The 16084-nt window shown below is 46.6% G+C and carries 12 protein-coding genes; 6 read left to right on the forward strand and 6 right to left on the reverse strand.

Going from position 1 to position 16084, the window contains the following annotated elements; translation table 11 throughout:
• Positions 1-95 precede the first annotated feature (95 nt).
• From AC6H3C_RS21200 to priA, 6 genes are all read right to left on the reverse strand, one after another.
• Positions 96-755 (reverse strand): O-methyltransferase, encoded by a 660-nt coding sequence (locus AC6H3C_RS21200; protein WP_497517547.1) that lies wholly within the window; start codon positions 753-755, stop codon positions 96-98.
• Positions 756-760: 5 nt separating this feature from the next.
• The gene (locus AC6H3C_RS21205; protein ID WP_497517548.1) at positions 761-2380 is read right to left on the reverse strand and encodes a lytic transglycosylase domain-containing protein; all 1620 of its coding nucleotides are present in this window, start codon (positions 2378-2380) and stop codon (positions 761-763) included.
• Between the two features lie 11 nt (positions 2381-2391).
• Positions 2392-2994 (reverse strand): DUF5683 domain-containing protein, encoded by a 603-nt coding sequence (locus tag AC6H3C_RS21210; protein ID WP_497517549.1) that lies wholly within the window; start codon positions 2992-2994, stop codon positions 2392-2394.
• 22 nt (positions 2995-3016) lie between these two features.
• Complete coding sequence (locus AC6H3C_RS21215; RefSeq protein ID WP_497517550.1) at positions 3017-3898, reverse strand: ParB/RepB/Spo0J family partition protein; 882 nt, start codon at positions 3896-3898, stop codon at positions 3017-3019.
• 15 nt (positions 3899-3913) lie between these two features.
• The gene (locus AC6H3C_RS21220; RefSeq protein ID WP_423130537.1) at positions 3914-4714 is read right to left on the reverse strand and encodes a ParA family protein; all 801 of its coding nucleotides are present in this window, start codon (positions 4712-4714) and stop codon (positions 3914-3916) included.
• Positions 4715-4962: 248 nt separating this feature from the next.
• A complete protein-coding gene (gene priA / locus AC6H3C_RS21225; protein ID WP_497517551.1) occupies positions 4963-7434 on the reverse strand; it encodes a replication restart helicase PriA in 2472 nt (823 codons plus the stop codon).
• A gap of 125 nt (positions 7435-7559) precedes the next feature.
• Here priA and AC6H3C_RS21230 point away from each other — a divergent pair, with 125 nt between their 5' ends.
• The 6 genes from AC6H3C_RS21230 to AC6H3C_RS21255 all read left to right on the forward strand — a co-directional run bounded on the left by AC6H3C_RS21230 (position 7560) and on the right by AC6H3C_RS21255 (position 16071).
• Positions 7560-7688 (forward strand): hypothetical protein, encoded by a 129-nt coding sequence (locus AC6H3C_RS21230; protein WP_497517552.1) that lies wholly within the window; start codon positions 7560-7562, stop codon positions 7686-7688.
• Complete coding sequence (locus AC6H3C_RS21235; protein ID WP_497517553.1) at positions 7685-8152, forward strand: RNA polymerase sigma factor; 468 nt, start codon at positions 7685-7687, stop codon at positions 8150-8152. The genes AC6H3C_RS21230 and AC6H3C_RS21235 overlap by 4 nt, the downstream gene beginning before the upstream one ends.
• A gap of 143 nt (positions 8153-8295) precedes the next feature.
• Positions 8296-9345, forward strand: coding sequence for a FecR family protein (locus AC6H3C_RS21240; protein ID WP_497517554.1), 1050 nt, complete (start codon positions 8296-8298; stop codon positions 9343-9345).
• A gap of 87 nt (positions 9346-9432) precedes the next feature.
• Positions 9433-12765 carry a TonB-dependent receptor gene (locus AC6H3C_RS21245; RefSeq protein ID WP_497517555.1) on the forward strand — a complete coding sequence of 1111 codons (3333 nt, stop codon included), beginning with the start codon at positions 9433-9435 and terminating at the stop codon, positions 12763-12765.
• A gap of 12 nt (positions 12766-12777) precedes the next feature.
• Complete coding sequence (locus tag AC6H3C_RS21250; protein ID WP_497517556.1) at positions 12778-14304, forward strand: RagB/SusD family nutrient uptake outer membrane protein; 1527 nt, start codon at positions 12778-12780, stop codon at positions 14302-14304.
• Positions 14305-14412: 108 nt separating this feature from the next.
• On the forward strand, positions 14413-16071 hold the full coding sequence (locus tag AC6H3C_RS21255) for an FAD-dependent oxidoreductase (RefSeq protein WP_497517557.1): 1659 nt from the start codon (positions 14413-14415) through the stop codon (positions 16069-16071).
• Positions 16072-16084: the final 13 nt, after the last annotated feature.

The following is a 16084-nucleotide window of genomic DNA, read 5'->3' on the forward strand; positions in this document are numbered from 1 at the left end:
ATTTGTATAAATGGAGGTGAAGTGCTGACAGGTAGTTCACAACCCATCCCGTATTCGTACAGACAGTTAACAGACTCTATCTCCGTTGTTTCAGGCTACTTCGCTTTTTTGTAGCTGATGGCCACGCCGGCCCCCCGGTCGTCGAGGGTGGTCTCGTAATTTGGAAGTTTGCTGACGTACTCGTAAAAATGAAAGTTGTTGTGGCGGTTGACATTGTGGGTCACAAAACATGCTCCAACCGAAAGTTTTGGATCCAGATCCTTAAAATAATTGATATACCAGCTTTTATCCGCATCGCTGAAAACAAAATCAAACGGGCCTTCCAATGCCGGCACCAGTTCATGAGCATCGGCAAGCCGCGCATCAATGTAATTTAACAGACCGGCTTTTTTAAAATTTGCCAATGCTTCCACGTATCTTCTTTTATCGATCTCAACAGTAATCAGTTTACCGCCTGTTTTACTCAGCGCCCAGGCAATCCATATACCCGAATGCCCCGTGGACGTTCCGATCTCAACGGCATTTTTGTAATTATTTTTTACGATAATATCGTACAAAAGCTGACCGTCCGATTCCGGCACATTCATGTCGCGCCATGTATTTTTGCTGTCTTCCAGAAAATCCCTCACCTGTTTATCCAGACCGGGATTGTTGCCGTTTTTCTGAACCTGAGAACAGGCCGGAATATTTCCGCACACGATCACTAATAAAATGCTAACGGAAAATACCTGTAACGTATGCCTGAAATTATTCATCGTGGTTAACTTTTAGGTTGGATCTTTAATTTTTGCCCGACCTTCAGCACATTGGCATTTTGCATGTTGTTCAGTCTCATGATTTCCTGGTTCGAAACACCGGGAAACTGCCGGGCAATCGACCATAAGGTATCGCCCTTGCGGACCGTGTAATAAACAATGCCCGACGGGTCGTAAGTCACATTCGCGCTGGCCGTGGTAGCTTTTGTTACCGGGGCTTTTTTGGCAAAATCCTGTTTCTGGCTAAGCGACATGCTGTTTAAACTGGCATAATGCTCGCCTTGTCCCTGTGGCACGTAAATAGCCAGTTTTTGTCCGACACGGATCATGTTGTTGTTAATGTTGTTCCAGTAGCGCAGGTTACTGACGCTTACCCGAAACCATTGCGAAATATACCCCAGGTTATCACCCGACTTAACCGTGTATAACACCTTATCTTTTCCCTGTATGTCGGAAGCCACGTAGTGTTGGTGTTCTTTGGGAACCAGAATTTCATTGTTCGGGAAATATTCGTGGCGCTTATAGGCAAATATTTCTTCTTCTTTATCGACGTAGGTGGATACCTTCTCAATCGGGATCCGGAGCACGTAAGGCTTAGCGGCCCGGGCAGGGATAATGTTCATCCGGTACTGGGGGTTCAGGGCCTGCAAAGCTTCAACCGGCACATCCAAAACCGAGGCCACCTGATTAAAGTGCAAATAATCGAATACATGAAGGGTATCGGTAGCAATCGGAAAATCAGGATAACGCGGCTGCAAGCCATGTTGCTGGTAGTGGTTCATCACGTAAGCTGCCGCAATAAAAGCCGGAACATAACCCCTTGTTTCGCGCGGGAGGTTATAATAAATGGTCCAGTAATCGCGCGCGCCGCCTGAACGCCGGATGGCCTTATTCACATTTCCGGGGCCGCAATTGTAGGCGGCAATCACCAGGTGCCAGTTATTGTAAATTTTGTATAGGTCTTTGAGGTATTTCACCGCGGCCTCAGACGATTTTTCGGGGTCGCGGCGCTCGTCGATGAAGGTGCCGATTTCGAGTTTATACATCCGCCCGGTTCCGTACATAAACTGCCATAAACCCACGGCATTGGCCCGCGAGCGGGCAACCGGGTTCAGGGCCGATTCGATGATCGGCAGGTATTTCAGTTCCATCGGCATTTCGTGCTTGTCCAGTAATTCCTCAAACATCGGAAAATAATAAGCCGACAGGCCAAGCATCACTTCGGTCAGTTCCCGTTTTCGGTGGGTGTATAATTCAATGAAGTTTTTTACGGTCTTGTTGAACGATAAATCGATGAATGAATCGATCGACTGTAAGCGCTGGATGTACACCGAATCCGGCAGGGATACGATCGATGATGCTCCTTCAATCGCTTCACTGCTAATGTCGATGGCAAAGGTATTCTGGATATACCACGAATTGAGTAAACTGTCGATTTGTTCTCCAAACAGGTCGTTCAGGTTTTCGTCGGGATTGACAAAAACAGACTGATAACCCAGGGTATCCAATTCAACTACTTCAATGCGTCTCACCTGTTTAATGGGGTCCTTATCTTCATTTTCACTGAATACATATCCTGCATTCAAACTTAAGATCATCAACAATATCAGGGTTTTTCTCATCATCTCCATTTTTCTTAAAATCTAAAACTTACATGAATCCCGGCCAGTGGTTGATTTCCGCAGAATACCGGACCCGGAGTCCAGTTAAACGTCAGATCATCACTGATATCAAAATTAAAAAAATGTGCATCAACGGAAGCATCAATGATATTAATGGCATAAAATGCTGCCGTTGAAATAATTAAGAGGTCCCGGTTTCTGCGGGTAGCCTCTTTGGCGTTTTTTAGCCTGGTCGTGAACTGCTGAACATGGCTGGCGTTGGTAAAGTCCCAATGCCCTTCAATATTCAAATCCATAAACGAATTGGTGTTGGGATCCTGGTCAACAATATCGGCATAAGCCTGCTTGTACAGCACATAATAATCGTTGTTCCAGTCAATCCAATAGCCAAAAGCGGCAAAGCCTCCGTATACTAACGGAACTTTCCAGTATTTCTTGTTGTAAATTTGACCCAGACCTGGCAAAACAGCCGAATAAATGGTTGCTTTCCGCGCCGAATGTTGCGGTTTTACGAATGAAGCCACCAGGCTGTCTGCAGCTGATTGTTCCTGGGCAGAAGCACAAAATCCTGCTGAAAGAAACAGGATTAATAGGATGGCTTTTATAAAATGCGTCAATTCTGTTTCTTTTTATTGTCGTTTAGCCATTCAGTTTGTCCAGGATACCCATAATCCGTTCCAGGTCTTTGGTCGACCCAAACGGAATCACAATCTTACCTTTTCCCTTGTTATTCAGCGAAAAATCGACTTTCGTGCGGAAGAAATTGCTCAGGTGTTCCTTCAGCTCTCCGTATTCGGCGGGGTATTTTTCCTTTACTTCCGGTTCCGGTTTTTCCTCCTGCTTTTCTGATCCGTTTTCGAGGTTGCGGACCAGATCTTCCACCTTTCTGACTGAAAGGTCCTCGGTCAGAACCAGTTCGTAGATCGACAGCTGATCTTCAGGATTGGGGATGTTGACCAAGGCCCGGGCATGGCCCATGGAAATGGTTTTATCGATAATGCCTTTCTGAATTAAGGTCGGCAATTTCAGTAAACGCAGGTAATTGGATATGGTTGAACGCTTTTTACCGACACGTTCGCTCAATGTTTCCTGTGTCAGTTTGCATTCTTCAATCAGGCGTTGGTACGAAAGGGCGATTTCAATCGCATCCAAATCTTCCCGCTGAATGTTTTCAACCAGGGCCATCTCAAGCATACCCTCGTCTTCGGCAACACGGATATAAGCGGGCACGGTTTTCAGCCCGGCAATTTTTGATGCTCTAAAACGGCGTTCCCCGGCAATGATCTGGTATTTGTCGCCATCGGTTTTCCGCAGGGTAATGGGCTGGATAATGCCAATTTTACGGATCGATTCGGCTAACTCATTCAGTGCGGTTTCGTCGAATTTTGTTCGTGGTTGAAAGGGATTGGCTTCAATATTTTCAACAGGGATTTCATTGATTGACGGGCCATGTTCTTTTTGGTTATCTGCATCGTCAATTAATGCTCCTAAACCTCTGCCCAATGCATTCCTTTTAGCCATAATATCTTCGAATCTTTATTCAATTATTTTTTCTGAATTCTTAATCTTAGTCAAATCGTTTTTCTGTAAGATTTCGCGGGCCAGGTCCATGTAGCTTGTTGCTCCTCTTGAACTGGCATCGTACAGCACGGCGGGCATCCCGTAACTTGGCGCCTCGCTCAATTTGATGTTCCTGGTGATCAGGGTTTCAAAAACCATATCGCCAAAGTGGGTACGGACTTCTTCTAAAACCTGGTTCGACAGGTTGAGCCGGGAGTCGTACATGGTCAGTAAAAATCCTTCAATTTCAAGCTCCGGGTTTAACCGGGTTTGAATGATTTTAATCGTGTTTAAGAGTTTTCCCAATCCTTCGAGCGCGAAATATTCACACTGAACCGGGATAATGATCGAATCAGCAGCAGTCAACGCATTCACCGTGATCAGGCCCAGCGACGGCGAGCAATCGATCAGAATAAAATCGTATTCATCGCGGATCTTTTCGATGACGGTTGACAACACTTTTTCACGATTGGGCAAATTAAGCATTTCAATTTCGGCCCCAACCAAATCAATATGCGAAGGGATCAGATCCATCCCGTTGATTTCTGAATTGAGGATGATTTTCCGGGGATCCAGATCGTCAACAATACATTCGTAAATGCTTGTTTTTACATTTTTCACGTCAAACCCGATCCCGGAGGTAGCATTGGCTTGCGGATCAGCATCGATTATCAGCACCTTTTTTTCCAAAACAGCCAGACTGGCGGCCAGGTTGATGGCTGTTGTTGTCTTTCCGACTCCTCCTTTTTGATTAGCGAGTGCAATAACTTTTCCCATGTGATTATTCCTGATTTTTGCTGAGTTCCAAAGTTAATATTTTAATGTAGAAAATGACGGAAATTTCATTCCACTTATTTTCCGATGTTCAAATTTTATCGTGCGGTACAAAAGTATAAAATTTGAGATTCTAAAATACAGTCGTTTGTTAAATTATGTTACAAAGACATAAAGCCATGCCGCTTCTTCTCTGTTATGCTGTTTTCTTTTGAGGATGAACCCCTTCTCCCCGAACCGGATAAGCAAGCTTACATCGGATCAACATCGGCATAAACAACCAGGTTGGCGTGATTAGGCAAAGATTTCAACTGTTTGATCTCATCCATGATCCGTTTTTTTGACTGGGCCAGTTTATGGTCACGGTCCAGTTTGATCCAGATTTCCTTTTGATACCAGTTTTGGATGCGGCTGATAACCGGATACTCGGGTCCCAGCATATTCAATCCAAAAAGTTTACGGAGCCGGGTTCCCAGATGACTGGCAGCCAGGTTTAGCCGTTCCTGGTTTTTGTGTTTGATAACAATCTTCACCAGACGGTAGTATGGCGGGTATTTAAACAGCTTTCGTTCGGCCATCTGGACGTTGAACAATTGCTGAAAATTGTTGGCAACCACGTCGTGGAGTACCTGGTGTTTGGGTTGACTGGTTTGAATAATCACCTTCCCCTGCTTGTTTTTCCTCCCGGCACGTCCGCTCACTTGTGTCATGAGCTGGTAAGAACGCTCGAAGGAACGAAAGTCGGGATAATTCAGCAACTGATCGGCATCGAGAATGCCTACCACGCTCACATGTTCAAAATCGAGTCCCTTGGTGACCATTTGCGTACCGGCAAGAATATCAATCTGCTTATTTTCAAACTGGTAAATCAGTCGTTCATAGGCTCTCTTGGCACGCGTTGTATCCATATCCATCCGGGCAATCCGGGCATCGGGGAAAATCAGGGCCAACTCTTCTTCAATTTTTTCGGTGCCAAAACCACGGGTGCGAACATCTTCGGAATGACATTCGCCGCAGGTAGCAGGCAGCGGTTCTGTATGGCCGCAATAATGACAAATCAGTGCCGAACGCTGTTTATGGTAGGTCAGGCTGACATCGCAATGGCGGCACTTGGGAATCCAGCCGCAGGCAGTGCATTGCAGGTACGGGGCAAACCCGCGGCGGTTCTGGAACACGATTACCTGTTCGCCGTTTGTCAGGGCATTATTGATTTCGTCGTACAATTGCGGACTCAGCAACGATTTCATTTGTTTCCGGCGGGTAGCCTGGCGGACGTCAGCGATTACGATTTCCGGGAGGCTGATATTCAAAAAACGCTCCGTTAATTCAACCAGCTCGTATTTGCCGGTTTTCGCGTTAAAATAACTTTCGAACGAGGGCGTGGCAGTACCCATAATCACCTGGGCCTGGTGAATTTGCCCCAGCACCACGGCTACATCGCGGGCATTGTAGCGGGGAGCGGGGTCAAACTGTTTATAACTGTTTTCGTGCTCTTCGTCCACGATGATCAGCCCAAGTTTGCGGAACGGCAGGAAAACTGCGGAACGGGCGCCCAATACAATTTGAAAGGAATGCTTTTTTTCGTGAAGGGTATTGAACCAGATTTCAACCCGCTCGGCATCGTTAAAACGCGAGTGATAAATTCCGGCTTTGTCGCCGAAAGCCCGCTTCATACGGCTGATGAGTTGGGTAGTTAACCCAATTTCGGGTACGAGGTAAAGCACCTGGTTTCCTTTTTCCAGTTGTTCTTCAATCAGCTTGATGTAGATTTCGGTTTTGCCGCTCGATGTGATTCCATACAGCAAGACCGGCTTTTTGCCTGACCGCTGCTCCATGATTTGATCCAGCGTTGTTTGTTGCGCTTCGTTTAAATCAAAAATCACCTGTTCCTGATCATACGAAAAATCCAACCGCCCAATTTCAATTTCTTCCGAACGCAGGATATTCTTTTCAATCAGCATACGCAGCACCCCTTCGTTCGATCCGCTTCGTTCCAGCAGGTCTTTCCGGGCAATCGTTGTTTTGGGCTGGTCGTTATAAATTGTTTCTGCCAGAAAAAAATTGAACAAGGCCAACTGTTTCTTTGCTTTTTTCAGGTTTTCGAGCGCTTCTCCAATAGCCGGTTCGGTGAGCGTATGAGCGTGAAGATAGATAAAAGAGGCCGTTTTGGGCCGGTAGCTTTCTTCCAGCTTTTCTTCAACCACGATGGTGTTCTTTTCGAGCAAAATCTTCAGGCTTGCCAAAGCCGACCGTTTCCCCAAAAAACGGTTAATATCCTGGATGCTCGATTGCCCCCGGTCCTGCAACATCTGCAGCAGGGCTTCTTCTTCGCCCGACAAATCAACCGGCAGCTTGCTATTCGGGTTAAAACTGATCCGGGTCTGGCTTTCCAGTTTTAAAGCCGACGGCAGGGCGGCCTTGTACACTTCGCCCAGGGTGCAGCAATAGTAGCTGACCATCCATTCCCATAAAATCAATTGGGCCGGCGTAACAATGGGTTCTTCATCCAAAATGGCATCAATATCCTTCATATCGAACGAGCCGGCAGGTATTTCGGCATGAAGACGGTAAACCAGGGCCGAAAAAAACTTGCGGGCGCCAAATTGAACAATCACCCGAACGCCAACTTTAATTTTAGATTGAAAGGCGGGCGGCACCCGGTAGGTGAACTGATCACCAAGGGGCAGGGGCAGTATTACATCGGCAAATAAGTCTCCGGACATTGTGTTGCAAACTTCGCAAAATTTATTCAGTTTAACCCAAACAGGCAAATACTGTTGATAACTTATTACCGGCATAATCCGTCTTAACGTTAATTCTGTTATATTCGCTGCCATAACCTGAAACCTTGACCGGATCAAAAGAAAATACAGAGAGTAGCCGGGTGCTTGCCATGAAGAAAGGAGACGCGCAGGCATTTGACGCCATTTTCAGGATGTATGGCAAACGCTTGTATATTTTGCACTGGGTTATTTGAAATCGAAACCTGAAGCCGAGGAAGTGGTACAGGAGGTCTTTCTTAAAATCTGGAAAAACCGGGAAGGGTTAAACCCGGAATTATCGTTTAAAGCTTACCTGTTTAAAATTGCTTTCAATCACATCCAGGAGTTATTTTTAAAACTGGCCAACGAGCGAAAATACCTCAACCAACTGGTCGAATCGTCGGTTTCATTCACCAACGAGATGGATGAACGCATCAACTACCAATCGTTGCTCGAATTGGTTGACGGGCTGATCCATCAGTTACCGGCCCGGCAACGCCAGGTTTTTATTCTTCGTAAAAAGGAGGGTAAATCCCTGAATGAAATTGCAGAAGAGCTGAATATCTCTCCAAAAACGGTGGAAAACCACATCACCGAAGCCATGAAAAAAATAAAAGAAGGATTATCTGAAGAACACATTGCCGGTCTCTTATTCTTTTTCCTGTTTGTAAAAAAATAAGCAGGCAACCCATTCCGGGTCTTCAAAAAAAAATTTCAGGCAGACTATGGGAAAATAATTTCTCTGCCCTATTACTTATCAGTAGCGGAAGTGTCATCTTCCTGTTTTGGAATCATCACTTGTTTCAACGCTGCACTTAGGGGATGAAAATTTCAAAGGACATCTTACAACGTTTCTTCACCGGTAACTGTTCGAGGAACGATTACCAAGAGGTTCACCGGCAATTTTCGGCAAAAGAAGACCGGGAAGAATTAAAAAAAATGCTGGAGGAACACTGGATGGAATTTGATCCGGCGGATGATCGTCAGGATGAACCCTTTGACAACATGCTGCACCGGATTCACCACCAGTTGCATCTCGAGGAGAATAAAAAAGCAATCCGTTTATCGCGGTTTCAATGGATACAGCGCGTCGCTGCCATTATATTTATCCCTTTGTTGTTGTCGTTTCTGGCCTATTGGTATGCCGACCGGTTGGAAAACGAAACCGACGCTTACGCCGAAATCAGGAGCCCGCTTAGCGGGAAAACCCACTTCGTGTTACCCGATGGCACCTCCGGCTTCTTGAATAACGGATCGGTGTTAAAATACCCTCTTGCGTTTAAACAAAACCGTCAGATCAATCTGGTCGGCGAGGCCTGTTTTGATGTGGCACATAACGGGAAACCATTTCATGTTTTAACAAAAACGCTGGATATTAAGGTAATGGGGACCACTTTTAACGTCATTGCCTACGACGACGACCCAAACGAAGAAGTTGTTTTACAATCGGGAAAGGTGCAGGTTTCGTCCAAATCGGGAAATAAGCTGGCAGTACTCGAACCTGACCAACAACTAACCATCAGTCTGGCCTCCGGCAAGGTAATTCTGAAACAAGTAGACGCCTCCCAATATACGGCATGGACAAAAGGCAAGCTCGTGTTCCGGAATGAAAGCCTCGATGTGGTTGTGAAACGGCTAAGCCGGTGGTACAATGTTGATTTTGACGTAGCTGACCCCGAACTGCTGGAATATACATTTCACGCCACCTTTATGGACGAGCGGCTGGATGAAGTTTTAAAACTGTTATCCTTAACAACGCCGATCTCTTACGAAACGGAAAAACGAAGACCCGCGGCTGAGGACGAAGTTGCTGAACGGCAACTAATTAAACTAAAACATAACAAAGAAACGAAAAACCGGATACCACAATAAAAAACAGGAAAGTGCTGGCACACCTTCCTGTTGACAATCAAGCAGTTTACGCAACACAAATGTTTAACCACTTAATGAATCAAAAGTATGAAAAAAAAACGAATCTGGGTGTCAGAGGTCCTCTGCACACTGATTAAAATCTGGAAGATTATGCGTTTAGGATTATTCTTTCTGTTTTTATTTATTGCTCAGACCTGGGCTGTTGAGTCGTATTCACAGCAGACCCGTCTGACCATGAACATGAAAAATGTGAAGGTGATTGATGTGCTGAACCATATTGAGAATCAAACCGACTTCTTTTTTCTGTTTAACCAGAAGCTGGTCGATGTTGACCGGAGGGTGGATATTGATGTCAACCAGGTAAAGGTTGAAACCATCCTTTCACAGTTGTTTGGCCAAACGAATGTGAGCTATTTAATAAAAGACCGTCAAATTGTGCTCACCACCAGTCATACAGATTTCAACCGTTTTCAGCAGCAAAAAGAGGTTTCGGGAACGGTAACCAACGAACAGGGCGAACCGCTGCCTGGCGTTACGGTCGTTGTAAAAGGCACCTCCGCGGGAACCATCACCGACATCAACGGAAATTTTACGCTGAAAGATACCGGATCCGGGAATACCTTGGTGTTTTCGTTTGTCGGAATGGAGAATAAGGAGATCCTGATTGGCTCTCAATCGGTGATCAATGTAGCCTTGAAAGAAAGTACCATCGGGCTCGAAGAAGTGGTGGCGATTGGTTACGGTACCATGAAAAAAAGCGACCTGACCGGTTCGGTTTCATCGGTAAAAACCGAAACCCTGGAATCGGTTCCGGTTTACAACATGGAGCAGGCGCTGAAAGTTGGAGCTGCCGGAGTTCAGGTCACCCAAAACTCGGGAAATCCCGGCGGGCGCATCGAAGTGCGGATTCGCGGCGGAAACTCCATGATTGGCGATAACCAGCCCCTATATGTCGTTGACGGTTTCCCGATGGTCGGGGGAATCAATTTTTTAAATCCTTCGGATATCGAATCGGTGGATATCCTGAAAGATGCGTCGGCAACAGCGATCTATGGCGCACGCGGTGCAAACGGGGTCGTCATTATTACCTCTAAAAGAGGAAAAGCCGGGCAAAAAAGCCGGATTGAAGTAAACAGCTTTTTCGGTGTACAACAAGAAACAAAAAAATACGATTTGCTGGATGCAAAAGAATATGCCATCATCGCCAACGAATGGCTAAAAAACGCGGGGCTGCAGCCTTATTTTAATGTCGATCAGGTACAAAACCCGGGAACCGACTGGCAGGATGCCGTGTTGCGCGCAGCGCCGCTGCACAACCATACGATCACTCTTTCGGGTAGTTCCGATAAAACACGCTATTCGCTGTCGGGCAACTACTACGACCAGGATGGCATCCTGATTAACTCAGGTGTAAAAAGAGGATCCGTGAGGTTAAACCTCGATCATGAAATGAACAGCTGGCTAAAGATGGCGGTCAATATGAATTTATCCAGAAGAGAACGCCTGTCGGTTCCGGTTGACAATGGTTACCGGGGCACCTCGGTTTTATCAGCTGCTGCTTCGGCTCCTCCTACACTTCCGGTTTATGATGAGAACGGGATACCTACCCAAATCGAAAAAGCTTACAGCTTCGGTTCGGCCGACATGCGCAACCCGATGATTTTTGCCGGAATGCAAACCCGTGCGCTCGCAAACAATGTAGTGGGCAACGGCACTTTCGAAGTCAAGTTAACGAAAGATCTTTCGTTTAAAACATTGCTTGGTATCGAGTATGCCTATTCGATCAATGATTATTTCGAGCCGCTTATTTTTGAGAATGACCGGGGAAGCGGTTCGCAATCGACCTATTACCGCAATTCGTTTTTGAACGAGAATGTGTTAACCTATATCAAAAACTTTGGCGAAAAACACAGTTTGACCGCTGTTGGCGGTTATACATACCAAACCAGTTTGGAACGGAATTTCGGAGTCAGCATCAGCGGATTCTCAAACAATACCACCGAAAACTACAACCTGGGCGCCGCCGAAACGGTGAACACGCCATCGTCGGGTTATTCGGAATGGGTTTTGGCTTCATGGCTGGGCCGGGTAAATTATTCATTCAACAACAAGTATATGCTTACGGTGAGTGTCCGCGCCGACGGTTCGTCCAGGTTCGGGGCCAATAACAAGTGGGCGACCTTCCCTTCGGCTGCCTTTGCCTGGCGTATTTCCGAGGAATCGTTTATGATGGATGCCGGCTTGATCAGCGACCTGAAATTCCGGGCCAGTTACGGGGTTACCGGCAACACCGCTTTAAATCCCTACCAGTCGCTCGACCGCATGGGTTCTGTCAAGGTGATTTTTGCCAACCAGCAGGATGAAATCGGGTTTAGCCCGTCGGGCATATCAAACAGCGACCTGAAATGGGAGTCGACAGCCCAGATCGACCTGGGTTTTGACTTGGCGATTCTGAATAACCGGTTCCGTCTGACGGCCGATTATTACAAGAAAAATACAACCGACCTGTTAGCTTCTGTTCCCCTACCCCCATCTGTAGGTTTCGGATCCATCCTCCAAAATATTGGCGAAATTGAAAACCAAGGGTTTGAATTCGCGCTGAATGCCGATATTTTGAGAAGTGAAGTGAAATGGGATGTATCGCTTAACTTTTCAACCAACAAAAACAAGGTGATCGAAATAGCCGGAGGCAGCGATATCCTGAGCTCGGGGCAAACAGCGGTATGGTCAAGTTCAAACATTGCCCGTGTAGGCAAGCCTTTGGGCAGTTTTTACGGGTTCATGGAAGACGGTTTGACCGAAAACGGGTCCATCAAATATAAAGACATCAACGGGCCGGACGGAGTGCCCGACGGGGTGGTAAACTCACTGGACCGCGTAATTCTTGGCAACCCGAGTCCCGATTTCTTTTATGGTCTCAACTCAAACCTTTCGTATAAAAATTTCGAACTTAACGTGATCCTGGATGGGGTTTACGGCAACGAAATTTTCAACGCTACCAACGGTACCCATCTAAACTCGTTTCAACGCGGAAGCAACCAGTTTAAAGATATCATGGGAAATTATTGGACGGCTGAAAATCCCAACACAAGCGCCAAGTACCCAAAGATCAGTTCTTTATCAGGGTTTGACGTATCAGATCGTTTTATCGAAGATGGCAGTTACCTGAGGGTACGGTCGATTCGGCTTGCATACAACCTCCCGCTGCAAAAAATGGGCATGACGTTTTTCGATTTTGCCCAGATCTATATCTCCGGGACAAACCTGTTTACATTTACCAAATACACCGGGCTTGATCCGGAGGTAAATACAAAAGGAGTGGACGACCAAAACATTGGGAACCGCTTGAACATGGGGCACGACCAAAGTGGTTATCCCAACGCCAAAACGTATGCAATTGGGTTCAAACTTAACTTCTAAAACCAGATCAAGATGAAAAATACAATGAAGCGAGAGCAAAAACATGCTTGTTTGACTTTGCCGGGCGCAAGTATTTTGCGCGAAGCGAAAAAAATAGTATTCTATTTTATATTGGCAACCACTTTAATGTCATGTGAAAATATGCTGGATGAAGTTCCAAAAAACTTCGTGTCGAGAGCCAATTATTATCAAAATGAAGCCGATGCCCAGGGAGCATTGAATGGAGCCTATCAACCTGTCGGGCCTGATTTTTATGATATTCAACATTATTTGATGGTTGAATTGCATGGCGACTTCTTGAATGGCCGTGGTTCGCAGGCGCCCATCTCCTTTATGAACCAGGTACTGGACCAGCAAAATGTCGGAAGAACTTCGGGCAGTTGGCTGAGGTTGTACAGCGCCATTAACCGCGCCAATGCCGTGCTGGACAATGTGCCAAACATTCAAAATATAACCGAGGACGCACGTACCCGGATTCTGGCGGAGGCTCATTTTCTGCGTGCCCTGGCTTATTTTGAGCTGGTTAGGGGGTGGGGACCGGTTCCGCTTAAAACCAAAGAAAGTATCGATTTATCAGATCTCGAATCGCCGAGAGTACCTGAAAGCCAGGTTTATGAACTAATTTTTTCCGACTTGCAAACTGCTGAAACTGATTTGCCGGAAACGGTTGGCGCCGAAACCGGGAAAGCGTCAAAATGGGCAGCCAAAATGTTATTGTCGCATGTTCATCTTACACTTGGGAACTGGACACAGGCAGCCGAAAAAGCCAACGACGTGATATCCAGCGGTAAATATTCGCTGGTTACGGTTCAGCAACCCAACGATTTTTACAAAATTTTTGCTGTTGAAACCAGTTCCGAAGATATCATGTCGGTTCATCATTCTGAAACCAGCCAATCCACCATTCCGCAATACTTGCACATGGGTAATAACTATCCATACAATTATAACAGCTCCGGTTTTTTTGCCTGGCTACCGGATATGAATTCTTTCATCGGCAGCAGTTGGGATGAAAACGACCTCCGGAAATCATTCAACCTGTACACCCATATCCAAAACTCGTCCGGCAATTGGGTTCCGCTTCCGTCAACCACACCGGTGCTGTTCAAAAAGTTCATCACCAACAACGACGGACTCCGGATTTATACCGTCCCCATTTACCGGTACACCGAAGCGTTCCTTTTTTATGCCGAAGCTGCCTGCCAGGCCGAAAACGGCCCCTCAGCCCTGGCATTGGAAAGACTGAATATGGTGAAAAGAAGGGCGTACGGTTATAACCCGAATGCCGCTTCGCCGGTTGATTACCCTTCAGGAATGAGCAAGGAAGAATTTGTTGACACGGTTTTAAAGGAAAGGGCCTACGAGTTTATGCTCGAAAGACGGCGTTGGTTCGACCTGAAACGAACCGGAAAAGCCAAGGCCGCTTTTGCCGCCGTTGGCAAAAACCTGATCGACCAGCGTTTGCTTTGGCCAATCCCGGAAAATGAAATCAACAACAACCCGGCGATCAACCAGGCCGATCAGAACCCGGGATATTAATCGGTTAGATGATAGATATTAGACGCCGGATGATGGACTGAACCAAGAACCCATCATCCGGTATCTTTCAATTCTATGATTTCTGGAACAATCGACAAACCTAAATCGATGAAACACATCCACCTTTTCACATTAATTATTTTCACTGTTCTGTGTTCCTGCCAAAATTCTGATGAAAACTACGATGCAGACATCCTGATCTACGGAGGCACACCCGCCGGGATTATAGCGGCGATCCAGGCTTCAAACATGGGCAAAAAGGCGGTGATAGTGGAGCCCGGAAACTGTTTGGGCGGCGCCATAAGCGGGGGGCTGGGCTGGTCGGATATTGGCCATGCGGAGACCATCGGCGGCCTGTCGCTAACATTCTTTCAAAACGTTTATCAACATTACCTGAACGACAGTGTATGGAAAGCGCAATCCCGCTCATCTTATCAGTTACCGGGCGATTATACCATCCAGGAAGGCGGTCCCATGTGGACCTTCGAGCCGGGCGTAGCTCAAATGATCTTTCAGCAAATGATTGCTTCGGCACCAATAAAAATTGACGTCATTTATAATGAACGGCTCGACCGGGACAAAGAGGTGAAAAAAAGAGACGGAAAGATTACAGCAGTACAAATGGAGTCCGGTAAAACTTTCGGGGCCTGTTTTTTCATCGATGCTTCGTACGAGGGAGATCTGATGGCGCTGGCGGGCGTAAGCTATCATGTGGGCCGCGAAAGCCGCGATACCTACAATGAATCGCTGGCGGGCGTACTTGGACCAACCATTCAGGTAAGGCAACCCAAACAGTTTTTTGGCCCCGGTGTGTCGCCTTACGACGAAAACGGGAAGTTACTTCCCATCATCCAGAATATCCCGATGGGGGAACCGGGGCAGGGAGACCATAAAATACAGGCTTACAATTTCAGGACCTGCCTGACGACTGATGAAACAAATAAACTTCCGATTGAACGGCCGGCCGGCTACGATTCGCTTCAGTATGAACTGTTGTACCGCTACATCCGGGCAAAAGGATTGCAATCCATCAGGCAGGTGCTAACCATCAGCCCGATGCCCAACCTGAAAACCGATATCAACGACGGCGGGCATGGCTGCGCTTTTTCGACGGATTATAACGGCATGAACTGGGATTTTCCCGAAGGCGATTACGAAACCCGCCAGCGTATCTGGGACGAACATTACGATTTTACCGCCGGCTTGTTTTATTTTCTGGGAAATGACTCCCGCCTGCCCGAATCCATGCGCAACGAAATGTTGCAATACGGCCTTCCAAAAGATGAATACACCGAAACCAGCCATTGGACTCCGCAAATGTATATCCGCGAAACGCGCCGGATGATTGGTGAATATGTGTTGACCCAACAGGACTGTCAGGAACATGTATCAAAAGAAAATTCCATTGGAATGGCTTCGTACGGACCCGACTCGCATCATGTTCAACGGATTGTTTACAACGGTGAAGTGGTGAATGAAGGCAATTTCCTGGAACCTCACAAATCGTACGAAATCCCTTTGGGAGTCATCCTCCCAAAAAAAGAAGAATGTACCAACCTGCTGGTTCCGGTGTGTGTGTCCGCTTCGCACATTGCTTTCGGCTCCATCCGGATGGAGCCCGTGTTTATGATCATGGGGCAGTCGGCCGCAACAATTGCCGGTCTGTCGTTAGACCGCAAAACCATTCCGCAGGAATTGGACTATGAATTGATAAGAAAACGGTTAACCGACGATCATCAGCTTCTGAAATTGGTTGATGCAGAATGAAGGAAAGAAAGGG

This window comes from Gaoshiqia sp. US2, assembly GCF_059705485.1.